This is a genomic window from Roseovarius tolerans (assembly GCF_028885395.1).
Lineage (GTDB): Bacteria > Pseudomonadota > Alphaproteobacteria > Rhodobacterales > Rhodobacteraceae > Roseovarius > Roseovarius tolerans.
The window spans coordinates 69,594-92,481 of sequence record NZ_CP118494.1 but is presented as its reverse complement, the minus strand read 5'-3'; the positions used below and the strand labels follow the sequence as shown (position 1 = coordinate 92,481).

Annotated in this window: 17 protein-coding genes; 8 read left to right on the top strand and 9 right to left on the bottom strand. The window is 53.4% G+C overall.

The genetic code is table 11. The features are described from left to right. Positions 1-171 precede the first annotated feature (171 nt). Complete coding sequence (locus PVU19_RS00400) at positions 172-840, bottom strand: polysaccharide deacetylase family protein (protein WP_160316398.1); 669 nt, start codon at positions 838-840, stop codon at positions 172-174. Positions 841-980: 140 nt separating this feature from the next. On the opposite strand from PVU19_RS00400, the gene PVU19_RS00395 reads away from it, so the two are divergent. The 3 genes from PVU19_RS00395 to PVU19_RS00385 all read left to right on the top strand — a co-directional run bounded on the left by PVU19_RS00395 (position 981) and on the right by PVU19_RS00385 (position 4,061). Further along, positions 981-1,757 (top strand): methyltransferase domain-containing protein, encoded by a 777-nt coding sequence (locus tag PVU19_RS00395; RefSeq protein ID WP_082238037.1) that lies wholly within the window; start codon positions 981-983, stop codon positions 1,755-1,757. Between the two features lie 89 nt (positions 1,758-1,846). Further along, positions 1,847-3,001: a glycosyltransferase family 4 protein gene (locus PVU19_RS00390; protein ID WP_082238035.1), complete on the top strand. Its 1,155-nt coding sequence runs from the start codon at positions 1,847-1,849 to the stop codon at positions 2,999-3,001. Positions 3,002-3,386: 385 nt separating this feature from the next. Then, entirely contained in the window at positions 3,387-4,061 is a 675-nt protein-coding gene (locus PVU19_RS00385; protein WP_082238032.1) for a capsular polysaccharide synthesis protein, read from the top strand. A gap of 30 nt (positions 4,062-4,091) precedes the next feature. Here the strand turns inward: PVU19_RS00385 and PVU19_RS00380 are convergent, their stop codons facing one another. Beyond that, complete coding sequence (locus PVU19_RS00380) at positions 4,092-4,760, bottom strand: GNAT family N-acetyltransferase (RefSeq protein ID WP_274789848.1); 669 nt, start codon at positions 4,758-4,760, stop codon at positions 4,092-4,094. Positions 4,761-5,053: 293 nt separating this feature from the next. Here PVU19_RS00380 and PVU19_RS00375 point away from each other — a divergent pair, with 293 nt between their 5' ends. Beyond that, complete coding sequence (locus PVU19_RS00375) at positions 5,054-5,947, top strand: glycosyltransferase family A protein (RefSeq protein WP_274789847.1); 894 nt, start codon at positions 5,054-5,056, stop codon at positions 5,945-5,947. A gap of 164 nt (positions 5,948-6,111) precedes the next feature. Then, positions 6,112-6,945 carry a sulfotransferase family 2 domain-containing protein gene (locus PVU19_RS00370; protein WP_338049939.1) on the top strand — a complete coding sequence of 278 codons (834 nt, stop codon included), beginning with the start codon at positions 6,112-6,114 and terminating at the stop codon, positions 6,943-6,945. A gap of 1,332 nt (positions 6,946-8,277) precedes the next feature. Here the strand turns inward: PVU19_RS00370 and PVU19_RS00365 are convergent. Then, complete coding sequence (locus PVU19_RS00365; protein WP_160316397.1) at positions 8,278-9,459, bottom strand: aminotransferase class V-fold PLP-dependent enzyme; 1,182 nt, start codon at positions 9,457-9,459, stop codon at positions 8,278-8,280. A 196-nt stretch (positions 9,460-9,655) separates the two neighbouring features. On the opposite strand from PVU19_RS00365, the gene PVU19_RS00360 reads away from it, so the two are divergent. Genes PVU19_RS00360 through PVU19_RS00350 form a run of 3 tightly spaced genes read left to right on the top strand, consistent with a single transcriptional unit; the run spans position 9,656 to position 12,867 of the window. Then, positions 9,656-10,651 carry a glycosyltransferase family 2 protein gene (locus tag PVU19_RS00360; protein ID WP_050664407.1) on the top strand — a complete coding sequence of 332 codons (996 nt, stop codon included), beginning with the start codon at positions 9,656-9,658 and terminating at the stop codon, positions 10,649-10,651. After that, positions 10,648-11,844 (top strand): GNAT family N-acetyltransferase, encoded by a 1,197-nt coding sequence (locus PVU19_RS00355; protein WP_050664406.1) that lies wholly within the window; start codon positions 10,648-10,650, stop codon positions 11,842-11,844. Before PVU19_RS00360 ends, PVU19_RS00355 begins: the two co-directional genes overlap by 4 nt. A 9-nt stretch (positions 11,845-11,853) precedes the next feature. Further along, positions 11,854-12,867 carry a lipid II:glycine glycyltransferase FemX gene (locus tag PVU19_RS00350; protein WP_050664405.1) on the top strand — a complete coding sequence of 338 codons (1,014 nt, stop codon included), beginning with the start codon at positions 11,854-11,856 and terminating at the stop codon, positions 12,865-12,867. 74 nt (positions 12,868-12,941) lie between these two features. Here PVU19_RS00350 and PVU19_RS00345 read toward each other — a convergent pair whose 3' ends face one another. The 6 genes from PVU19_RS00345 to PVU19_RS00320 form a co-directional block, all read right to left on the bottom strand. After that, the gene (locus PVU19_RS00345; RefSeq protein ID WP_082238024.1) at positions 12,942-13,553 is read right to left on the bottom strand and encodes an FkbM family methyltransferase; all 612 of its coding nucleotides are present in this window, start codon (positions 13,551-13,553) and stop codon (positions 12,942-12,944) included. A 240-nt stretch (positions 13,554-13,793) separates the two neighbouring features. Further along, positions 13,794-15,044: an IS256 family transposase gene (locus PVU19_RS00340; RefSeq protein WP_089280568.1), complete on the bottom strand. Its 1,251-nt coding sequence runs from the start codon at positions 15,042-15,044 to the stop codon at positions 13,794-13,796. Between the two features lie 226 nt (positions 15,045-15,270). After that, positions 15,271-16,800 carry an oligosaccharide flippase family protein gene (locus PVU19_RS00335; RefSeq protein ID WP_050664240.1) on the bottom strand — a complete coding sequence of 510 codons (1,530 nt, stop codon included), beginning with the start codon at positions 16,798-16,800 and terminating at the stop codon, positions 15,271-15,273. Between the two features lie 246 nt (positions 16,801-17,046). Continuing rightward, a complete protein-coding gene (locus PVU19_RS00330; RefSeq protein WP_160316392.1) occupies positions 17,047-19,881 on the bottom strand; it encodes a right-handed parallel beta-helix repeat-containing protein in 2,835 nt (944 codons plus the stop codon). Between the two features lie 134 nt (positions 19,882-20,015). Beyond that, entirely contained in the window at positions 20,016-21,407 is a 1,392-nt protein-coding gene (locus PVU19_RS00325) for an efflux transporter outer membrane subunit (RefSeq protein ID WP_082237974.1), read from the bottom strand. 158 nt (positions 21,408-21,565) lie between these two features. Continuing rightward, entirely contained in the window at positions 21,566-22,879 is a 1,314-nt protein-coding gene (locus tag PVU19_RS00320; protein WP_160316391.1) for an HlyD family type I secretion periplasmic adaptor subunit, read from the bottom strand. Positions 22,880-22,888: the final 9 nt, after the last annotated feature.

Below are 22,888 nucleotides of genomic sequence, written 5' to 3'. Positions count from 1 at the left end.
GGGGAGAAGAGTATAAGAGAAGTCCCGAAGTCTTCTAAGCATTTTCATATTTCTCCAGTTTGCGGCTCTGCGTTTGAAGAGGGCTGTCCGTTGCGGAATAATCAGGAACAGGGGAAAGAGCGGTTTGGTGATGATGATATTTTAAGTGCTGACCCAACGACGGCACAAGTCTCAAAACAGGGATTTACGTGCAATGGACAGTTTTTGGCGCCAACGACATCGGATCCCGTCACCCATATCGAGCAGGCGTGTGATTGTATCGGGTCGGGTATCGTTTCGGATGGACAGACGTGGCCGCAGGAACCCGCTGAGCGTGGTTGCGCTGCCATCGCTGCTCCAAGCCGTTGTATACCCGTTGGAGCGCAGGCACCTTAATACCCTGCGTCGATAGCTTCCGAAAGGGATGGCTGCCTCGGTGACCGGTTCGCCGAGAATCTCTTCCAGGACGGTCCGGGACCGGAGCAATTCCCGGTTTAGCCCGGACACATCCTGTCGTGCCCAATCCACGTGGTTGATTCCGTGCGCGCCAATAGTGAAGCCCATGCCCCGCAGATTCTGAACACTCCGCCGGTTCAGATAGGCGGGATGGTCCAATCGGCCGGTAAGTACGAAGAAACGGGCGTCGAGCCTGTGCTTCATCAAAAGTGGTGCCGCGATTTCCAGATCAGAACGATTCCCATCATCGAACGTGATCACAATCTTCTGTCGGTCTCGATATGAGGCGAAGATGTCCAAAAACGTTTCCAACGCGGTCGCGCTGATCCAGTAAGGGCGCTCATCTTCCGGAATTTCCGGCCCCGGCTGACCAATACCATGAAAGTTGAATGCCCTCGCTGTCATCATGACCCTCATGCTTCAGGTGGTGGTGTTCCCGGACTGGATAGAGCGCTTTCAACGTGATGCCAATTATATACTCACCAGCAGCGTGCCGCGCTTATACCTAGTTGGCAGAACGACTGAAGTGTGGCATCAGACTGGAAATGTATGTCTGGCAAGCGTACTTTCCTTTTTGCATGCTGCAAATAACTCAGATGGACTTAGTGACATTGAATACCGACTATCCGGATAAAGATTATCGCGTTGCTTTTCATGGCTTCCCCGATACGGTGCGAGAGATTTGTGCGTCCTATGAGCACCCAGATATTTTTGAAATAGGTGGTGGACGACGACCTTTGTTTATGCCGGATCAATGGCCTGATAATCTCAATAGTTACACAATAAACGATATCGACCAACAGGAACTTGATCTTGCACCGGCACAGAACAAGACCCAGTGTTTTGATATCTGCGACACAGTCGAGCATCTGAATAACAGCTATGACATCATCTTTTCGCGCTTTGTTGGTGAACATGTGCGCGACGGAGAAAAGATGCATCGGAACATCCTGTCAATGCTGCGTCCTGGCGGCACAGCCTTTCATTTCGTACCGACCCTTTATTCGCTGCCTTTCTTTGTAAACTGGCTCGTGCCGGAGACATTTGCTCGTCAAGTCTTGTTCGTGGTTAACCCTAGTCGTGGCAAGATGAAGGTGAAATTCCCCGCGCATTATTCGTGGTGTCGGGGCAGCAACAGCGCGATGCAGAAGCGGTTGAAAGAACTAGGTTATTCCGCTGTTCACATTGACCGCTTCTATGGGCATCATTATTTTCAGAAAATCCCGGTTTTGAAAGGCTTTGAGCGAACGACCCGCAACCTCTTGCGAAAAACCGATCTGACGCCTTTTGGATCTTACGCTTACATCACGGTGACAAAGTAATGTGGTTGCCTCGAAATCTCTGCCTTGTTCCCGGGGCAGACTGCATTTCCTCCTGATTCAAGTTCGGGTATTTATTAGGTCTTCAACCGATGGTTCAGCCCCTTAAATACAAAAAACGATCCATCCGGACCCTCTTGGCAATGGCCTGTGATGGGGGCGGGCCAAGTCAGACTTGCATCAATATCATGAGCGGGGCCCATCGGGCTGGATATACAGTTGATATTTTTGCCAACCGTCGCCGGATCAAGAGACCGGACGTTCCTATGATCTTGTCGTTGCCGGGACCAATTTTGGCGACACTGCCCTATCGAAAAGTCGTCTCCCAAGCCTCTCGTATTCTGGAAAACCATTTTCTCGAATCGATTCAGCCTGGTGACATTGCCTATCTCTGGCCTGCGGCGTCCTTGAAAGTGCACCGCCTCCTGAATGAACGGGGAATCCCGGTTGTGCTGGAGGGGATCAATACACGTATGGCCTCAGCCCGAAGAATTCTTGATGCTGCCTATGAGGACTTTGGTGTTGAACCGATCCACGGAATTACCGATGCACGAATAGCCGAGGAAGAAGAGAAATATCACCATTCCCAAGCAATTTTTGCCCCGAACCGGCACGTCGAAAGCGCTTTGGTGGGGTCTCCGCTGGAGAACAGAATTCTACCTTCGAGCTATGGCGTGGATACGAAGAAAGCCTCTCCTCCCCGGGACTATCCCACCAAAGAAGCGCTGACTTTCATGTTTTGCGGCTATGCCTGCGTGCGCAAAGGCATGCATTTTCTCCTTGATGCCTGGCAAAACATACCGGGACCGCATCGGTTGCAGATTGTTGGCGATGTCGAGCCTATCATAGCAGAGCGCTATGCGACGCTGCTCAACAGCGGCAGGGTCGAGTTGGTGGGTTGTGTTGATGATGTGCACCACTACTTCGCAAGGGCGGACGCCTTTGTGATGCCGTCGTTGGAAGAGGGTGGACCCCAGGTAACGTATGAGGCCGCGGTGCACGGGTTGCCAATCATAGCCTCCCCAATGGGGGCCAGTCGTCTGGGCGACGAGGATGGCACGATGCTGATTGTCGAGCCATCAGACCGCGATGCGTTTGAGGATGCATTGGACCAAGTCATCCGCTCGGCTGAACTGCGCCAGGCGCTAGGCTCGCGCGCCCGCGAACGCGTTCCCTATTTCGACTGGGATGCAGTCGGGGCGCGGCGTGCCGAGCAGTTGCAGACCACGGAACTGCTGAAGTTTTAAGGCGGTGTTATCCATGAGCCAAAAGGAATTAAGATCGGCCATGGTTTCTGACCCTGTTAAGGACGCGTCCGTTCCGATGCCCGTGGAACACAAGATAATCAGCAAGCCGCTGTCTGCGCGATAATCTGTGGCGCGGTAAGGGGTCAGCGGTTAAATCTTCAATACCGGACATTTAAGGAGCCTCATCTTGGCTAAAAACTCTTGGATCGCCTTGTTCGTGGCCCTCGTGAAAGCAAAGCAGTTCCGCAGCATATTACGACGGCTGGCCCGGAAGCTTGGCAAACGGCAGGAGGATGGATTCGAGTGGTCTGCACCACGTGTTCTGCCACGCAATGTCTGGATATATTGAGACCGCGGTCTTGGTGCTGCCCCCGAGGTCGTGAAAATGTGTATCGAGTCATGGCAGACAAAGAACCCTGGTTGGGCGGTTCATATTCTCGACCAAGACACGGTCTCTGAATTCATTTCCATGTCTGAGAGTTTATCGAAAATGCCTGTTCAGGCCTATTCAGATCTTTTACGCCTCCGGCTTTTGAAGGAGCACGGCGGGGTCTGGGTTGACGCGACCGCCTATTGCGTTCGTCCCTTGGATGAATGGTTGCCGATCGTGGCGCAGCGTGGCTTCTTCGCCTTTTTCTGGACCCCAGAAATACATTGGTTCACTTGGCCCGGATACCACCGGGAAGTTGCCACTTGGTTTCTGGCCTCTGAACCGGGGAACCCGATCATCTCTGATTGGGAAAGCTACAGCTTCCGCTATTGGGAAAATCGCCAGACCCCCCACTCCTATTTCTGGTGTCACACATTGTTTGAGCTTTTGGGCTACATGCGTCAGCCGTTTGGCAGGATGCTGTGCACTGTCCCCAAGATCGGATGTCATGGCCCGCATATCGTGCAGGACTGCATATTGCGTAATCGCGATATCTCGCTTGTAGCGCCGATCATCGACAGCGGTGCCGCGCCTGTGCAAAAATTACGATGGCAGTGGGAGGGTGAAACACTGGCTATCGTGAAAAATCTTCTTCATGTCGACAAGACTGGAAGTGACCGGGAGGTTTGAATAAATTCTCTCCGGCAAATCTGGGGTGATTCATTTAGCGTTGCTTTGCTCTTCTAGCTTCGTAACCGATGGTGGTGTTTCCTGATACCATACGGTTGTTCCGTTCCGTTTGTGGATGGCACGACCGATCCGTAAGAATCCTGCCGTCAGAATGCCGCGCTCGGAGGAGAGATTGCTGTCGCTACAATCAATGTAAATCCTCGAGAACCCTTTTTCCCCTAGCGACCGGCAGACATACTTGAGGATTGCGACATAAAAACCCTGTCCGCGTTGCTCGGGGGCGGTAAAGCAATGCGATATGAGCGCGCAGCGCTCTGTCATCGGAAAGAAATAGAGACGTACATTCTGGCCGGGGCGTGTCTGAGCAATCGTGGCTGGCGCCCCGTCAAACGAGCCAACCCAGACTGACATTCCCTCTTTGAGATGCTTTCTGACATCCCACTGAATCTTGTCGTGATTGGCTTCAAGAAAGTCGAGGCTCTTGGTGTCAAAATCCGACCAATCATCGAAACGCAGGACCGTCAGCTTCCTAGTGCCAAGATCAACCTGCCGAGCCTTGTCTCCGCTCATACAAAAAAGCAGTCTGTATTGACCCGTAATCCGGTCGCGGCCAATCCTCCAGATCGTCTGTATGCTGCCCGATAAATCGCCCCGGCGAAGCGCCCTCAGAACCAGATTGATCCGATGGTAGGCTGTCATATCATAGTCCCTCCTTATAGCTTGGCCGGCTCGTGTGATGATGAATATCAGAAGATTTTGTTGTCCAAACGTCCATCCGAATGAATTGACAACGGAGAGAACAGCGCCAGATCTTCTGATTTTGATGAGGGCCTCTTGGTCGACCTCCTCGGCTTCGTGTGGAGGAAGGTTGCCATTGGTTATCTTTTAGGAGCATGTATTTTCCAAATAGTCACGGCTTATCAAATCGTTTGATTGCAGGCAGACATGCGGCAATACTAAGCGTGATTACACATGTTGGCGCAAAGGGTCAGATGACCAAGTATTCTATCGTTATTCCCGCATATAATTCAGGGCCATTCCTAGCTAAAACCATTCAGAGCGCGTTGGCCCAAGATGTGGACGGTTACGAGATTATTGTCGTCGACGATGGCTCGACAGACAATAGTTTTGATGTTGCCAGCTCATTCGACGGTATCTTGGCTATTAAGCAGGACAATGCCGGAGACTCGGCCGCTCGAAACACAGGCCTTGCCCGGGCAACCGGTGACTTTGTTCTCTTCCTTGATCATGACGATGTCCTGCACCCCACGGCGATTTCTCTGCATTCTTCTGCTTTCGAAGATAACCCCGAAATTGATATGGTGTTTGGGTCCAACCTGCAGATATCGGAAACGGATAAGGTTTTGGGTGAGAACCGGCAGCCCGTTCGTCAGTTTTCTGGTCGGGATGTCGCGATGAACACGACACCGTCCTTTTCGCAATGCATGTACCGAAAATCGGCACTGGACCGGATTGGTGGTTTTCGCCCCGAGGCGCTGAACTGTGCCGATCATGACCTGAATATCCGCCTTTTGGGTGATCGTCTGGCGGGATTTTGCCATGGTGAGCTGGTTATGTCCTACCGAAAACATCAAGGCCAACAGACCCGATCTCCGTCAAAACTCTACACCAATCACGCGCGGGTTCTGAGGCGTCATTTCGGTCCCGGGGGTTTTCTTGAAGATGCAGATTACCTCTCGCGGATCCTCAAGCGCTGGAAGTCACATTACGGCCAAGCCATGCCGGGGGAAGTGGTCCGGTTGTTGCGGCAGGCCCGGCTCGACGATGCTATCCGCTGCTTCGGCGTGTTTCTTCGTGCGCAACCGTATTCCGGATTAGGGGCGCTAAGGTATCTACCGAGGCGCTTTGCACAGAGTTTTACGTGATTGAGGTGCCCCTAAATTTGTAGACGCTTCGCTTGGTAACTTTGGAAGCCTAGGAGAAGTGCTAATGTCATCGCAAAATCAGTTTACAGACGACTTCAAAAGAACCGATCCTGCTTTGCCGTTGACAGAGGCAGCGATAAGTATTGTAACAGCCGAGTAATCCGATTGTCAGTGGAAGTGAGGGACGTCACATCATTATCTCTGATCGGTATAAATTCGTATTCATTCATATCCCAAAATGCGCAGGAACGACGGTACGCAACCTTCTTGGGCGGCTTGATGACACAGGCGGTAAATACGAATCCAGGGTGCATGATCATCCTGAGTTGGGTCGCCTCGACTATACGCATTTGCCCTTGGAGGTACTGCGTCGTATTGCTCCGGAAGACTTTAAGAAGGTCATAGATTATAAGGCTTTTACCCTAATCCGAGATCCTCAGGCCAGATTTGTGTCGGCCCTGTCCCAACGGCTCAAAATGTATAGTACACGTGAATTGGCACAACACGACCGAGCCGATGTCAACCGTTTAGCGCTGCAGGTTGTAGAAGCCTTGCAAGAGCCAGATGCGACCCATACTCCGGAGTTCATCCATTTCGCCCGCCAATCAGAATTTATTTTCTGTGATGATGAGCAACTGGTGGAAACCATCTATCCAGTTTCCAAAGTGAGCACTATGGTCCAAGAATTGAGCAAACTGACCCGTGAAGATTTGGGTCAGGCTGGGAATGATAATCCAACAATGGTTTTCAGATTTGATGCTTTCCGAAACCTGGCTCTGGCGGGAAAATGGGTCGGCGAACGGACTCTGGGCCCCGGTAGAGCGCGTTATGCACGAAACGTTGTGCGACAGGTCTTGATGAAACCGCTTAAGAACAGCAGCGACATATACATGTTCAGCGATGAGGTTATTGATTTCGTGCGAAACTATTATGCACAAGATTTTGACCTCTATGCAAAGGTGATGGAAACCTTCGACACAAGCCCTTCGAGAGCCTAACTTTGGCAGATTCATCCACAACGAACGGATCTCTGAGAATCCAGACGGCGGCCAGCTCGAAACTCCCTTGGCCAGCGGTCCTATTTATCGTGGGGCTGGTCATTCCCTTCTTTATTAATATCGGACCGATGCGGATGTCGGTCTATCGGGTTATCCTGCTGATTTTTCTATTTCCAGCAATTTTTGCATTGTTCAGTGGCAAGGTGGGGCGGATTCGCTTGTCCGATATTGCGGTTATTCTGATCTGTGTTTGGACCTCAATCTCGTACTTTGTATTGTATGGTGTCCAGCCCATGATCGAGCGTGTTGGCATTGTTTGGGTGGAAGTATGGGGGTCTTACTTGATCGCCCGGGTTTATATCAGGACGCCCGATGCATTCCTGAAGATGTCCAAGCTCTTTTTCTGGATCGCTATTGTGCTGATCCCTTCAACCTTGATCGAGTTGCAAACAGGCCGAAACGTGCTGATCGAGTTTTTTGATAAATTTGGGGACAGCTATACGAACCAGCTCAAGGAGCAACGGTTGGGGTTTGAGCGCGTCCAAGGACCATTCAGCCATCCGATCCATTTTGGTGTTTTTTTTGGTAGTTTAATAGGGTTGGTCTTTTATGTGATCGGCTATCATGCCTCGTGGCTCGGGCGGGTTTTACGCGCCACCTTGGTTGCGTTAATTGGCGCTGGCGCTCTGTCTTCTGGCCCACTTGCAGCGATCACCATGCAAGCCTTCTTTATTTTGTGGGATAGGATACTTTCATCTTTTAAATCTAGGTGGAAACTTCTCCTTATCCTGAGCGTCCTCGCCTATATAGCCGTCGATATTTACTCGAACCGCTCACCTTTTGAAGTGTTTATTGCATACTTTGCAATGAACGCTGCCACTGCATACGGTCGTATCCTGGTTTGGATCTGGGGCACGAAGAGTATTTGGGAGAATCCGCTCATCGGAATCGGTCTGAGTGGTGAGTGGGAAAGACCTTGGTGGATGAACTCGTCAAGCGTCGACATGTTCTGGATCGTACCCGGAATGGCGCATGGGATTCCGGCTTGGATCCTCTGGTTCGTCCTGTTCTTCAGTGTGTTTATTCCCGTAGCTCTTCGTAAGATTCAAAGTGATCGCGTACACAATTACCGTATGGGATATGTTTGTTCGATGCTCGGCTTTTTTGCAGTCGGATGGACAGTACATTTCTGGGATTCAGTCTATGCGTTACTGTTATTCCTAATCGCGAGCGGTATTTGGATCTTGGACTGGAGAGACGACCAAAAACTGCCGGATCCGCTTCAAAGCGATCCGGATGAGATGCACCGAAAAGGGCTCCCCTACTCGCGTTTCACGCGGCAAGCGTCGCCTTCATCTGTCCCACGATCCGAACGAGGTCAGATTGGGTCAGGGGGGGATCCAAGGGCAAAGACAGAACGTTATTCTTCAGTGTCAAAGCCCCTCCCGCTGCGGTCCAATCAAGCCCTTGGTGAAAACCAGCCCACCAAGCCGTGACGTCAAATCCAGCCGCTTGCAATTCAGCTACTATCCGATCCCGATTGGGTATCAGAACTGGCATCGAATGCGGACAGATATCATGTGGCAAATGGGGAATCAGCAGTTCCGCTTGAGGAACTTGGGCGAGGAGTTCGCGGTAGATGTGCCAGTTTTGGCGCCGCTGCTGCAGGGCCGCATTCAGATCGACATGTCGAAGAACATTGGCCGTAAGACCACTCATTCCTCTGCCCATCAGGTCCGGATCGAAATAATAATGACTAGGGATGTCCTGCTCTATTCCTGAAGGTTCAAACGCATGATCAACTGATGCCTTGCGAAAGGTGCGTTTCGCTTTCTTCAAACGATCAAGCCCTATCGTTGCCTCAAGATACCATCGAGCCAGAAATTTGAGATCTGGCCGACGCAGAGGAGGTCGGTCAAAGGACGGAGACAAGGGTAAATCATCCGTGTTGATCACCAATGCGCTGCCGCTTGGCACCGAGAAAAACTTGTGAAAGCAAAAGAACGATACATCTCCGGTTCTACCCTCAACAGGGCGCGGTCCACTCAACAAGCTGAGGGCGCAATCCTCCATCAGGCGCAAACCACGAGCATCACAGAGCGCTCTGATCTCGGCCAGTCGCGGCTGTAACAGCCCAAAGTAATGGGTGACATAAACTGCCCGTGTTCGCGGAGAAATAAGCTTGGCTATTACATCCGGATCTGCAACGAGATCACGGCCTACCGGATAGAGGGTTGCTCTCAGCCCTGCATGCAGAAGGGGGTCAACTTCTGATCCGCAATTGTAAGCGGGCACAAGCACCTCGTCACCGGAGGCGAGACCCAAAGCATCACAGGCGGAGCGGATGGCCGTCCGGGTGTTGAAGGTGAAATGTACTCGACGCCCTGCGAAAAGGTCATCAACCCGGTCAAGGTTTGAGGCAGTCGTGCCATCCTCCTCAAATATTGCCCTAGCCTGGGACTGCTGGCCCAAGGGATAAGAGAGGGGGGAAGGAGGTAAATCAGGTTTAGTCATCAAAATCTCATAGAAAATGTGAAATAAGAACACAATACATAGGTTATTTCATCGCCAGTAGGGGTGCGACTGCCTTAGCTGGCAAGACGCTCTTGCAGGTGATAAAGGATTAGCCCAGACTTGAGGTAGGCGCGTTCAAAAAACAACCTTACTATCTCACGTGATGTGACATTCATAGGATGCCGCTAACTTTGAAATGGCAGAATTCATGGGAGAAATTATGGGCCGGTCGCTTGAACCAGAGGTCGCCCGCTATGATGTCTCGATTGTTATAGTCAGTTGGAACACGCGGGAAATTTTACGGGATTGCTTAACCTCTATCTCCCAACAAACACACGCCTCCCATGAAGTGATCGTCGTCGACAATGCATCGACCGACGGGACCCAAGGCATGCTGAAGGAAGAATTTCCCGCCATCACGCTCATTGCGAATACCGAGAACGTCGGCTTTGCCGCAGCCAACAATCAGGGCCTCGAGATTGCCAAGGGCACCAAGCTTCTTCTTTTGAACCCAGATACAATCATACTGGACGGAGCCATCGACCGCATGATCTGCTGGCTCGATAAGCATCCTGATGTTGGCTGTGTCGGCTGTCAGGTCTGGGAGGACGAAACGACGATTCAGCACACCTGTTTCGCGGATCCTCATCCGCTTAACTTGGCAATCGGAGAATTCAACCTGTATCGGCTTGCCCGCTGGGTTCCGATGTTCGGACGAACTGAATATACCGGCTGGGAAAGAACGGAAACCCGGACGGTAGACGTGGTCTCGGGCATGTTCATGCTTGTACCGCGTGCGGTGTTTGAAGCTGTCGGCCCCATGGATGAAGCTTTTTTTGTCTACTCAGAAGAGGCTGACTGGTGCCGCCGTATACGTAATGCAGGCTGGCGTTGCGTCTTTGCGCCGGAGGCACGGATCTTACATCTGGACGGTGGCTCAAAGAGCACCGTGCAAATCCGATCCCGGATGTATGTTCAGATGCAGAAGAGCAAGACGATATATGTCCGCAAACACTACGGGCGCATTGGAGAGTTGAGTGCGCGAACAGTGTTCGTAGTCGGCGCGTTGATGCGTGGGACTGTTTTTGGTGTTCTGGGTTTGGTGCGCCCCGGCGCTGAAGCCAAAGCAAAAATTCGGTTGGCCAAGGCGGCTTTGGTTTACCATCTGGCCGGTCAAGAACCAGTATCATGAATTATACTGTAACCGTAACCTCAAGTGCGGAAGAAGCGAAGACGGACGCAGAGAGCGCCGCCCTGATTGATCAGGCCGGAGCAGAGATCTATTTCACTGAATCCTGGCGCGCAGCCTGGTGGGCGCATTACGGAAAGTCTTTTGCGCGCAGCCGCCGGCCCGCAACCTTGGTTGTTCGCGACGGAACGAAAATTGTGGCGGTTCTCCCGTTTTGCATCGAGCGTTTCTGGCTGGGACCCATCCCCGTGCGCTTGGCGCGGCTTGCCGGAGTGGATCCGAATTTCGCCGTCCTGAACCTGCCCATAGCAGAGGGGTATGCAGCCGACGTTTTCGAGGCTGCCTTCAGTCATCTGACCAGTGGCCTTAAATGCGACGCTATAAGCTTTTCGCCGATTTCAGAGCGGTCGACACAGTTGACCGCTGTGCGAACGGCCATTGCCAAAAGCAGTGAGGTCGTGCTTTGCCGGGACCGTAGCCAACGGCATCATACCTTGATGGATCTGCCCGGAACGCCTGAAGCCTTTCTAGCAAGCCTGTCCAAGAGCCGTCGACGAGAGCACAATCGGGATGTCAAAAGATTGACCGAAGTGGATCCTCTAGAAACGCGCGGATCAACGCCAGAAATCGTGGAAGCAGCTATGGACCGTTTTGTCGCCCAGCATACGCAACAATGGGAACAAAAGGGCAAGGGTGGGCATTTTTCGGACTGGCCTCTGGCTGAATCCTTTTATCGGGATCTTCTCGAACGTCTGTCGCCATCTGAGCAGGCTGGGCTCGACGAGCTTTGGCTGGGCAAGACCCTGCTGTCCAGCCAGTTGCGGTATTCTCAGGGTGCGAAGGCCTATTGGTGGCTGAACGCGCGATCTACAGCGCCTGAGTTTGCCAAGATAGGGCTGGGCCGGGTTGGCTTGGTTGAGAGGGTTGGCGACTTGATACGGGCCGGGGTTCGGACCGTCGATGCGGGGGCTGGCGAGTATGAATACAAACTCGCTTATGGCGGTGAACTGGTTCCAATCCACGATCTTCTTGTCAGCAGGAGGAACCTTCTCGCCCGCAGCCGAGTGAAGATGCTCATGGTTTGGTCTGATCTTCTACATTTGTTTTATTATCGGCTTTGGTTCCTGAAAATCATCCCTCGATTTGGATTTGGGCCCCGGCCACTCTGGCGGGCCTGGATTCGCAGCCGGTTCTAGGGAGGCAAGATGCTGACTGTGCGCAACATACCTGCCGAAGCTTGGCCCCAAGTAACTGCGGGCTTTCAAGACCTATCATATGAACAAACGCTGACGTATGGCGTCGCTGCGGCACATCGTATTGGCGCCAAGGCGGAATTTGTGGTATTGGAGAGAGACGGTCGCCCAGTGGCCGCCGCTTGCCTTCGGATCAAGACGCTGCCTGGATTGGGGCGAGGGATTGCCTGGATTGCTTCAGGGCCGCTCATTCAGCCGCTCACAGGTCGACATGATGACCTGGGCTCAATACTCACGGCGCTTCGAGAGCACATCTGCGATAAGAAAGGCCATATTCTTAGGCTTCGTCTGCCCATTGCTGCAGAAGGCGATGCCGCTGCGCTGAGTAATCTGGCCTTGAGTTCAGGGTTTGTAGAAACGGATCGTGCGGCGGCCTATAGCACAGTCCTGATAGACCTCAAGCCGGGTGAAGAGGCGCTTATGCGGGGCCTGCATGGGAAATGGCGCAATATCCTCAGGAGTGCGTTGAAGAACGAGATTAAGCTGGACCGAGGCCCAATGTCAGAGCTATCTGGACGCTTTGCAGCGCTCTATGACGCCGTGCAGACGGTCAAAGGCTTCCAGCCCGATATCCCTCCGGATTTCTACTATCAACTCAGTGGACCGGATTTTGACCATGACGTTCTGATCGCACACCGGGAGGGTAAAGACCTCGCCACAATCACGGTTGGCCGGGCCGGGCGTAGAATGGTCTATCTTTTCGGAGCGACACCAGAGGCTGGGCGGCGATTGAATGCCGGCTATTTCGTGATTTGGAATGCTATTCTGATTGGTCTGGCTGAGGGCATGGAGACATTCGATTTGGGCGGGATAGACGAAGAGAGCAATCCTGACGTAACCCGATTCAAGCGCAGGACAGGTGGGGAAGAAATACTGGCCCCGGGGCCGTTTCAGGCCCAACCCGCAGGGCCGGTACCGCATCTTGTCCTGAGGGCCGAGGCATTTCGAAAATGGATGAGAAGGTAGATCATCTGATAATCGCTCGGCATCCAAGGTTAACAAGCGAGCCGACATCTAGGCCTAGATCTCACTTATCAGGCTTAACATACCAGCACATTCATGTGGAACCTGTGTTCCTCTGGGTTCAATCCGTGTAATCCGTTTTCCGGTAGATCATACCATTGGTCCGAATATAACCTTGCTTTGTCATAGGCATCGACGACATTTTTCTGTATCCAATTCACTTCGTCATCCGAATAGCGGTGAGGTGAATATTCAAAATAGATCACCGGCTTGTGCGACAAAAGTTCCGACATGCCGACAAATGCCTTAGGTTCATGCCCCTCGATGTCCATCCAAACGAGAGTTACGTCTTCTGGCTCTATTCCAGCCTCTCTAAGAATATCATCCGCTGTTCGCAAGGAAACGCTTTGCTCGCCAGAAACCGTACCTTGGGCAAAGAAATTCTCCGTTGGTTCGAGAGTTGACATGCCTGAATGCAGAGCATGGCGTTGCAGAAGTCCTTCACCCATATGATCCGAGACCCCTGCGTAAACTGGCATAATTACATCCTGCAGGTTATTGATCCGGATGTTAGTACACAGGAGGTCAAAATTTCTGGCATCGGCCTCCACAGCTAAAATCTTGGTGAATCGACCAGTTAGGCCTGCGTAGATTGACGATGTGCCAATATTGGCGCCAATCTCCAGCATCACACCATCGCTTCGGCGCTCAGTGACAGCTATCTTGGCGATGTTCTCGATCTCGGCGCGTTGGAACTCTCCATTCTCGAAAATATTCCGGCCAATAAACTCTGAGGGGTCATAAACAAATGCAACGTCGCCTGATCGAGTGTAGAGTCGTGCACCATTTTGAGAAATAATCCGAAAAAAGAAATTCAGTGCCTTCTTAGAACCGATAAGGAGATATGGGCAAAAGTTGGTGATGCCTGATCAGGCGGCAGTTTGAAGTTGGCGGATCCCATCGCGGAACTCAACCCCCTGGATGATCTCGGGCAGGCGGTTCTGTCCGTCGAGTTTGCGCCATTTCTTCTGCGCTGACATCATCAGCTTGAAGGCCATGGCCAGCCCGGTCTTGCGGCTGAGGCATCCTTTGGTGCGTTTCGTGCGGTGCCGGACCGTGGCGAAAGTGCTTTCGATCGGGTTTGACGTTCGGATGTGTTTCCACTGTTCCGCCGGATAGTCGTAGAAGGTCAGCAGCGCATCCCGGTCCTTGACCAGCTTGGCGACCGCCTTGTCCCATTTCACGCCGTAGGTTTCGACGAAAAAATCGAAGGCTGCGTTGGCCTTGGCTTTTGTCTCTGCCTGCCAGATGTCGTGCAGATGACCCTTGGCCTTGGCTTGCACGGATTTCGGCATCGCGTTCAGCACGTTCATGGTCTTGTGGACCCAACAGCGTTGCTCCCGCGTCGTGGCGAACACCTCGCGCAGGGCTGTCCAGAACCCCATGGCACCATCGCCGATAGCCAGCTTTGGATCCTGCTTCAGGCCACGCCGCTTAAGATCAAGCAGAACCTCGCGCCAGCTTTGAGTGCTCTCGCGGAAGCCGTCGGTCATGGCCAGCAGTTCCTTGCGGCCATATTCGTCTGCGCCCACAACCACCAGAACACATTGTTTTTCCTCAGCCATTCGCGGCTTGAAGTAGACTCCGTCTGCCCAGATGTAGAGAAACCGCCGCGAGCCAAGATCGCGTTTCTGCCAAGCCTCGTAGTCCTGCCACCAATCGGCTTTCAGGCGCGTGATGGTCTTGGCGGATAGACCCTTGGCATTCGGGCCCAGCAGCGCTTCAAGTGCCTCGGTAAAATCGCCCGTGGACACGCCCTTGAGGTAAAGCCAAGGCAGCAGTTCTTCGATAGATTTCGCTTTGCGCAGGTAACGTGGCAGGATGCTGGGCGTGAAGGTGATCTTGTCTTCGTAAGCACCCCGATCCCGAACCCGCGGCACCTTCACGGGCACCGGACCAATGCCGGTCATTACCTCGCGCTCAGGCAAGTGACCATGACGGACCAGGCGTGCCCGCCCATCCTCAAGTCTTTCTCCGGAAAAGGCCGCCATGAGTGTGGCCAGCTCGGCGTGGATCGCCTGTTCAATCAGCTTGCGCGCGCCATCGCGGATGACATCCGTGAACGGATCGGCGCTAAATCCCGATGGATCGGGCAGTTGAGTAATGGTAGTCTCTGACATGGGGCATATCCTTTTCTCAGCAGAGAATCGCGGCGTCTGAACACCGCCATGATATGCCGCCCCTCAGGGCGTCACCAACTTTCGCGCCTATCTCACCGATAAGGTATTCAAGATAATTCTTTGTTAATGATCTGATCACTGCGAAACCCCTGAATAAGCTGTAAGATCATGTACAATACCGGCGGAGTGGTCAAGCCGCGTCACCCAAAATCCCGAATAGCTCATCTCATCTGGCTGCCGGACGTAGAACCCGAGACTTGGCTCTTCGTAGCAGAGCAACAGCCAAACTCTCTATCCCATTGGGGCACCCACTCATAGCCCAGAGTATGAAATGCATAGCAAGATAGATAGAAATACCCAGACTGGCCTTGAATGCCAGAAACACCGCAGCCGCTGAGACGCTCGTATCGGCAGTAGTCGATGGCCCGCAGCTTATCACCAAGGCAATGGCCAGAACCATGCAGGCCCCTGCGAAAAAGCTCCTCCAGGCGCGCAGGAACGGAGCAAAGAAACTTGTATTGGTTGCCTTGTCCGCAAGCCTGAGGGTCAATATCAGGGCGAAGATCTTGACAGCTGCGCTCGCCACAATGACCCCCTCGAAACCACCCAGGGTTACGCCTGCGATAAGGAGGGGCATGGCAACGCAAAAGATGAGCAGATTCCGAAAGAAGATCTTCTCGGGTGCATTGTTAATATAGATCAGGGCCTTGACACCACCCTCGAGCGTAGTGAGGGCAATAAGGGGGGCCAGAATCCACATCACAGGAGCGGCTGCCAGCCAATCAGGGCCTGCCACAATCCGAATGATCTCTGAGGCGCTCAATGCCGTCAACAGACCCATTGGAAGCACCACACCTATGACAACCGACTGGGTCTCGAGATAGGCATTCATCAATGAGGACTTGTCTTGACCTTTGGTCGCCAATCCCGGGTATATCACCCGCTCCATCGGTTGGGCGAATTGCTGCGTTCCAAGTTCAGCAATATCTACCCCCATCCGGTAAATACCCACTGCGGCGATCCCTGCAAAGGGACCAAGGAGTAGTCGGTCTACGCGTATCGAGAGAAAGTTGAACAGATTGCCGGACATCACCCAAAGCCCGAATCTCAAGAAAGCACGCCATTTTACCAAACTCACCCGTGGACGATACGGTGCAACCCAATGGGAGTGAAGAAGCGTAATGATTGGCATCAGGACGAGGCCCGTTACCAGCGCCCAGTAATTGCCCCAGGCAAAGCCAAGTGCAATCGCGGAACAAGTGGTCAGGGTTCGTACCAAAATGACCTGAAATGCGGCAGGGGCAAACCTCAGTTCTTTCTCCAAGAGCATGAAGCGTGGGCTCGAAAACGTCCCGATAATCTGGGCAATCGCGATCCAGTTCAAAACAGCATAGAGTTCAGGTGAATCGACCCATACCGCCACCGGCTTTGCAGACAGAGCAATCCCGCCCGCAATGATCAGGCCGGTCAGCAGGCGCAAGGTAAAGAGTGTGTCGAGATGTTTCTCTGTTACCTGCGGCAACCGCACCAGGGAGAAATGGAAATGACGATAGAAGCAGGAATCCGTAAGCGTGCTGACAAAGACTGCATACGCGAAGATGCCGAAATCCGCAGGTGTCAGAAGTCTCCCCAGAACAGCAACCGTTATGATGCCCAGTAGCCGCACCCCGACGCTGGAGCCAAAATGGAGAAGCGCGCCAGTACTGATTTTTGCCCTGATCCCGGGGTCCCTTGAGCCTTGACGTTCAGCACTCATCTCGCAAAATTTCTGTTTGAACCCGAAAGAGTCTTAACTCTTTCACCATTATTGGCCAGTATCCCTTGCTTGAGCGGTATATCTTCTCAAATCAAGCAATGTTCTAGAACTAAACGTCTATTGGTCGCTGAGTGCCGAGTTTTGTATGGTGGTCGTGACCCGCGACGGGTTTGCCTCCATGGTTCAAAATGGAGGCAAACCCCTGGTCCGATCGCCCGTTTCAAGGGCAAACCCGCCTCGGATTTTTCACACACTCAACATCGGATCTTCAGGGATGAACTGGGCACTATCGTCTATCTCAAGCCCGGTTACCGCGCCGTCAAATGTCGAGGCCCAAGGTGTCCCGATCATATAACCCCACTGGCCCAAGTCAGCCTGAATGAGATCAAGGTCGCGACTGCTGTCATCCAGTACGATCTCATTGTCGACAATGATCTGCAAACGATCCGACTCGCCATCAGCAACAATCCGGAGGCTGTGGGTGTCTTCGTCATTCAATCCCGAATTCATGATCCTGAACCCACTGTGAAACGGATTATCTACCTGTCCAACCCGAACCTCGAGCATGTCGCCGTTCATTGAGACCCCAAGCCGTCCATGGTTCCAGAAAAGAATGTCGTGGCCGTCCGCATCGCCGCGCTGGAACTCCAAATCGACAGTAATCTTGTCGGAGGTTTCGTATTCTTCAATACGACCCAACTTGATGTGGTCTTTGTCCCCATCAAGGATCAGGGTACTTTGGTCCAGAAGATCAGCAACATGCGCATCGTCGCCAAACTTTACAGTTTGGTTCGGCTTCTCAAGGTGCTCAAAGATCTCGAAACCGTCAAGTTTCCACAGCGGTGCACTAGCGTCCTTATCGGGTGAGCTTTCGGGTGCAGTCGTGTCTGATCCCTCATCCGGAGTGGTCTCTGACTCAGGTGTCTCTGTCGGGCTGTTTGAAGAATCAGGAGCCGCCTCTACCGAATTATCGCTTTGACCTTCTTCTTCAACCACAGGTGCATCAGGCTTCCCCTCTTCAGAGGTCAAAGGAGTTGTCCCTTCGTAGACGGAGTAATCTGACGCAGTAATATCCAAATCAAAGGAATGCATCTGTCCATCGAAGGACCCGCCCCACGGGCTTCCAAACTTCAAACTGTGATTGATACCCTGTGACAACTCACCGCTGAACTCGGTGCTGTCTCTGAGCGCGCCATCAACTAAGAGCTGAATGGTATCACTCTCATCGTCCAGATGAATCTCGAAAGAATGGACTCCACCGTCATTGAGGTTCAGACCAGCACTCTTAAGGTTGAACGTTGTCCCTGCATCATTCCAAAGAGAAACTAGAATATCGCCGAATTTATCCATCTTAACCGTAAGAACGCTGTGGTGGTGAAGCAACCAACCTTGGCTGATACCGGGTTGATCGGCCTCAAATGACATTGAGAGGTCAAAACTCTTGCTTCCAAGAAAATTGTTGAGATTATTTGCACGAATTTCAGTCAAACTTTCTGACGCGCTCAAGTCAACCGTCATCCCACCGCTGTCTCCCCTGGCGGAGGCGACATCAGTTCCCGCAATTGCTTCCTCCTCGCCGTAAGACTGAAGATAAAACGTTCCATCGTCAGAGTTGAATGTAAGCACATCGCCTCCGATAACACGCGCATTGCTTGCAGCCGTGCCCGTCGTTCCGTCCTTCAAGGCCACTTCCAAAGTCACATCATAGATGCCAGCCGCTCCAAACTTGTGCTCAACGATCTGGCCAGTTGCCTTGGTGCCATCTCCAAACGTCCAGTAAAATTTTGCATCATCTGCGGTAATTGCCCCGCTCGGACCATAGGTGTGGCTCGCGTCAAAGACCAAAGTCTGACTGTCCGTACCTTTGGAGTGGACATCAAATTGGGGCGCAAGTGTGTCAGGCGATGCATCGAGGCCCATCCAGGTAACGCCTACACCTGATGTTGCAAGCTCCCCATCGGGATCAAGAATGAACGCTCCGACCCCACCAGTTGTGGAAGATGTGATGAACTGGTCGTCGTCGTAGCCGGGAAGCCCTGATGAAACGGTCTGCAGGATTAGATTGTTCTGAATGGTCCAAGTTGGGTCTGGACTATCAGCATTCGCAATCCCAGGCACAGCATTATCCTCAATCAAAACGTTGATCGACTGATTGGTACGTATAACAGGTGCGGCAGCCCCGTCAGGATGTTTGGCATCAAGCATCGTATTGTTGCGGATGGTCACTCCGTCAGTTGCCCCAACCGAGATCCCGTGTATATGCGATCCTTGGATCAAGTTGTCTTCGATTGTGATGTCCTGATAGAGCCACGCATTGTCTTTGGTCAGGTCATACTTGCCATTCGCCATGAAGATCATCTGGGTGACGTCACCTTCACCGATGTCCAGGATGTTTCCACGAATTGTCAGATCTGCCGTCGTTGTTTCTGCGTGGGTTGTCGAAATGACCTGAATCATGTCGGCGTGGTCACCACTTTCTTTGGAAACCCTAAAGTCATGAATATGGTTACCCTCAAAAAGTACTGACTGGACCTCCGAGAAGTTTACACCATCTGAACGAATGTCATGAATGTCGTTGTTCGTTATTGTAAGATCTGTCGAGCGGGAGAATGCCGCTCCCTTCCACCAGGATTTGAACTCGGTGTTGTCAACTGTCACGTCTGATGATGACCAAACGGTCAAGCCGAAGCCAGTACCATAGCCATCAGAAAAAGTTCCAGTTTCCGAGGCCACGTCGCCATCGAACACCGAATTCTTAATAGTAATGTTATTGCTGTCGGAAATTGAAAATGGCTTATGCCAAAGCGCGTCAGTCGTTTGGTATGTATAATCGAATTGGATACTATCGAAAACAATATTGGACGCGCCTACCATACTCATCGACGAAAACGAAGCTGGGCTGTCTGCGTTAGAGGAAACGATGGTAACGGGACTGTCATAGGTGAAATCAAAGTCGGTCTGATGGTTCAGGTTCAGATTCCCATAATCTGCCCCCGCCAACTCAATCGTATCGCCACCCGTGGCCGAAGCTAGGGCGTTCATGAGTTCTTCCGAGTTTGAAACCGAAAAGATTTTGGACATTTGGGACTCCGCCTGTGTCATGGGATGAGACTCGTCTCTCTCGCTGAGAATAGAACAAGCGAGAGTGGCCTATCTGAGACAGTACTATGGCGGAAGGTTGTTTTGATTCTGTGTCGTTTTGGGCAGTAAGCCGCCTACTTCGCAGCGACCTCCTCCCCCACTGCATGTCCCGACCCCAGGTTCACATTGAGTTCCACAAAGCTGCGTCCCACCTGGCGGAGGGTTTCGGCGAGGGCGGTGTTGGCGGTGGCGACGCTTTGTTCTGCGTCGATCAGGTCGCGGATGGTGGCGCCGTCTCCAGTGACGATCTGGCGGGTCAGCGTGACCACCTCTTTGTAGAGCCGCACGGTTTCTTCCGATGCGCGCTGCGCCGAGAGCGCCGCAGAATAATCGCCCAATGAGGTTTCGACATCGCGAATGGCCTCAAGCACGGTCAGTTGCCACCGTGTGTGGGCTTGCCGGACCAGAGACTCGCGCTGATCAACCGTGGCGCGCCGGGCGCTGTTCGGCAGGATCGGGAAGGTGAGCGCGGGGCCGAAGAAATACTCGGTTCCTCGAGATCCTGATAACGAGGTCTGCGTGATCGTGCCGCTGAGGGACAGTTGCGGATAGAGATCGGCCCGCGCGCCTGCCACATCGCGGAAGGCCGCATAGTAGCTGCGCTCGGCCACGCGGATATCAGGGCGATTGCGCAGGAGATCAGCTGGTATGCCCACTTCGGGGGAGAGCGAGACGCGCGGCTGGCGCGCGGCGTGATCGAGGTCAAGCGCGAGCGTTCCGGGCACCTTGCCCGTGAGCACCGCGATCTCGTTCTTGGCGGCAGCGATCGCGGCCTTGATTCCGGGAATTTCGGACCGGGTCTCGGAGACGAGCGCACGCGCCTTGACCACATCGACCCGGGTGGCGGCATTACCTTCCTGCAGGCGCTCGATCAACTCCAGCGTCTGTTGCCGCGAAGCCAGTTCCGAGCGACGCAGGCGCAGGCTCGCCTGTTGATAGCGCAGGTCCACATAGGCGTTGGAAATATTGAGCAGCAGCAGGAGCCGGGCGGCATCCACTTCGGCATCGGCGACCTCTATCCGGGCACCGGCTGCATCGATCTGGGCCCGGCGTCCGCCATAGATATCGAGGATCCATTCAAAGCCCAATGAGGCTTCGCCGACAGTATCGGTGCGCCCGAACTCGTCGCGTTCGCGACGGGCCCCGGCCCGCGGCGAAAGAAACGCCGATGTCGGCACGCTGCGCTGGATTGCTTTTGCTTCGTTCACCCGCTCCTTGGCGATGTCGAGATTGAGATTTCCCTCCAACCCGGTCTCGACCAGGGCGTTCAGAGTGGGATCCTCGAACCTTGTCCACCAGTCGGTATTGCTGAGCAGCACCGGGGCTCCGCTCTTTGCGGACTTGTAAGAGGACAGGAAAGAAAACAGGGGTGCCTTGTAAGGCTCACTTGAGCAGCCTGCCAAGAATGACAGCCCAGTCAGAGCAACGAATATGGGTGACGCCCTGCGCCCGATCCGGCCCACCATAATAAATATCCTGCCTCATTGCGCATGCGTTCCGGATTTTGGCTCCGGTTGATCACACACGACCACTCTGGTTCAGCATGCCCTGAAATGCCTTTTAAAACAAGATTTACTGTATGAAGATCGCAGCTTGTGCCATTGACGCATCACTTCAGGAGGGCTCAATCGTCCCGGAAGGCGCGACGCAGCTGGTCACTCAGCGGTCGGGTGAGGTAACTCAATACCGTACGCTCGCCGGTTTGGAGATAGGCTTCGATCGGCATGCCGGGCAGGATGTCATGAGATCCCAGCTTTTGCAGTTCCTCGGGTGGAATGGCCAGGGTCACACGGTAATAGCTTTGCCGCGTCGCCGGATCGGTAATGCTGTCAGGTGAGATACTTGAGACTGCGCCGAATATTTCGGGGGCGGTGCGGGCGTTGAAGGTGGTAAACACCACCTTGGCCGTCTGCCCCTGTATGACCTGGTCAATCGCGTTTGGATCGACACGCACCTCGAAATCCACCCCGTCCGAAATCGGAATGATCTGCAGGATCGTCTCGCCCGGCGGCACGACGCCGCCGGAATTGAAGACCTGCATTTCATGCACGATGCCATCTACCGGTGAAACAACCTCGATCCGGTCAAGCTGTTTGCGGGCGGTGACGATCTGCAAATGCAGCTCTTCGCCCTCCATCACCGCCTCTCGCAGGTCGGTGACCACCTGTTCCTTGAACTGCCGTTCCGATTGGAGGATCTCAAGCTCGGTGTCGCGAATGGAATTGCGGATTCGGGCCAGTTCCGATTGATGCTCGGAAATCTCGCCGAGAAGCCGCGCTCGCGAGCGCTGCAGTTCGAGCACCTGTCCCTCGCGCGCCAGCCCTTCCGCGTGCAGCGCACTGACATCTCCCAGCTCCTGCTCGATAAAGGTCAGCTGATCGCGCTTGGCCTTGATCACCCCATCGACACCGGAAATCTGGTTGTAGAACTGCGCGACCTTCTCGCGGAGCTGATCCTTGCGGCCCTTCATCACCTCGCGTCGGGCGTCGAAAATCTCCGCTTGCCCTGCATTGATCTGCGCCAGCGGCAGCCCGTCGAGATATGTGGTGTCGTAATCGAAGACCACATCCCCGGTATTCATTTGTTCAGCCTGCAATCGGCTGATCTCGGCGCGGGTTTCGGCGAGGCGATTGCGATACATTTCCAGATTGATGCGCAGCAGTGTCGGGTCGAGCCGTAATAGTACATCGCCCGCGCGCACCAGGTCACCATCGTTGACACGGATCTCTTCGACGATCCCGCCATCGAGGTTCTGGACTATCTTCGGCTTGCCGCGCACGACGGCCGAGCCGGAGGCAATGACCGCGCCGCTGATCGGCGTCATATAGGCCCAGCCGAAGACCATAGTCAGCAATGCCAGACCGGCAAGGATGCCAAGACGGCCTGCACGCGTCAGGTCTGTCTTGAGGGGCGGGGCGGAAAATGCGTCTGCGGTCATCTCGATGCC

Coding starts and splice junctions, on each gene's coding strand:
- PVU19_RS00345 (WP_082238024.1), bottom strand. CDS start 13,553: ATGCTGGAGATTGGCGCCAATATTGGCACATCGTCAATCTACGCAGGC.
- PVU19_RS00335 (WP_050664240.1), bottom strand. CDS start 16,800: ATGAGTGCTGAACGTCAAGGCTCAAGGGACCCCGGGATCAGGGCAAAA.
- PVU19_RS00385 (WP_082238032.1), top strand. CDS start 3,387: ATGTGTATCGAGTCATGGCAGACAAAGAACCCTGGTTGGGCGGTTCAT.
- PVU19_RS00390 (WP_082238035.1), top strand. CDS start 1,847: ATGGTTCAGCCCCTTAAATACAAAAAACGATCCATCCGGACCCTCTTG.
- PVU19_RS00320 (WP_160316391.1), bottom strand. CDS start 22,879: ATGACCGCAGACGCATTTTCCGCCCCGCCCCTCAAGACAGACCTGACG.
- PVU19_RS00400 (WP_160316398.1), bottom strand. CDS start 840: ATGACAGCGAGGGCATTCAACTTTCATGGTATTGGTCAGCCGGGGCCG.
- PVU19_RS00380 (WP_274789848.1), bottom strand. CDS start 4,760: ATGACAGCCTACCATCGGATCAATCTGGTTCTGAGGGCGCTTCGCCGG.
- PVU19_RS00325 (WP_082237974.1), bottom strand. CDS start 21,407: ATGGTGGGCCGGATCGGGCGCAGGGCGTCACCCATATTCGTTGCTCTG.
- PVU19_RS00340 (WP_089280568.1), bottom strand. CDS start 15,044: ATGTCAGAGACTACCATTACTCAACTGCCCGATCCATCGGGATTTAGC.
- PVU19_RS00355 (WP_050664406.1), top strand. CDS start 10,648: ATGAATTATACTGTAACCGTAACCTCAAGTGCGGAAGAAGCGAAGACG.
- PVU19_RS00365 (WP_160316397.1), bottom strand. CDS start 9,459: ATGACTAAACCTGATTTACCTCCTTCCCCCCTCTCTTATCCCTTGGGC.
- PVU19_RS00395 (WP_082238037.1), top strand. CDS start 981: ATGTATGTCTGGCAAGCGTACTTTCCTTTTTGCATGCTGCAAATAACT.
- PVU19_RS00350 (WP_050664405.1), top strand. CDS start 11,854: ATGCTGACTGTGCGCAACATACCTGCCGAAGCTTGGCCCCAAGTAACT.
- PVU19_RS00375 (WP_274789847.1), top strand. CDS start 5,054: ATGACCAAGTATTCTATCGTTATTCCCGCATATAATTCAGGGCCATTC.
- PVU19_RS00330 (WP_160316392.1), bottom strand. CDS start 19,881: ATGTCCAAAATCTTTTCGGTTTCAAACTCGGAAGAACTCATGAACGCC.
- PVU19_RS00360 (WP_050664407.1), top strand. CDS start 9,656: ATGGCAGAATTCATGGGAGAAATTATGGGCCGGTCGCTTGAACCAGAG.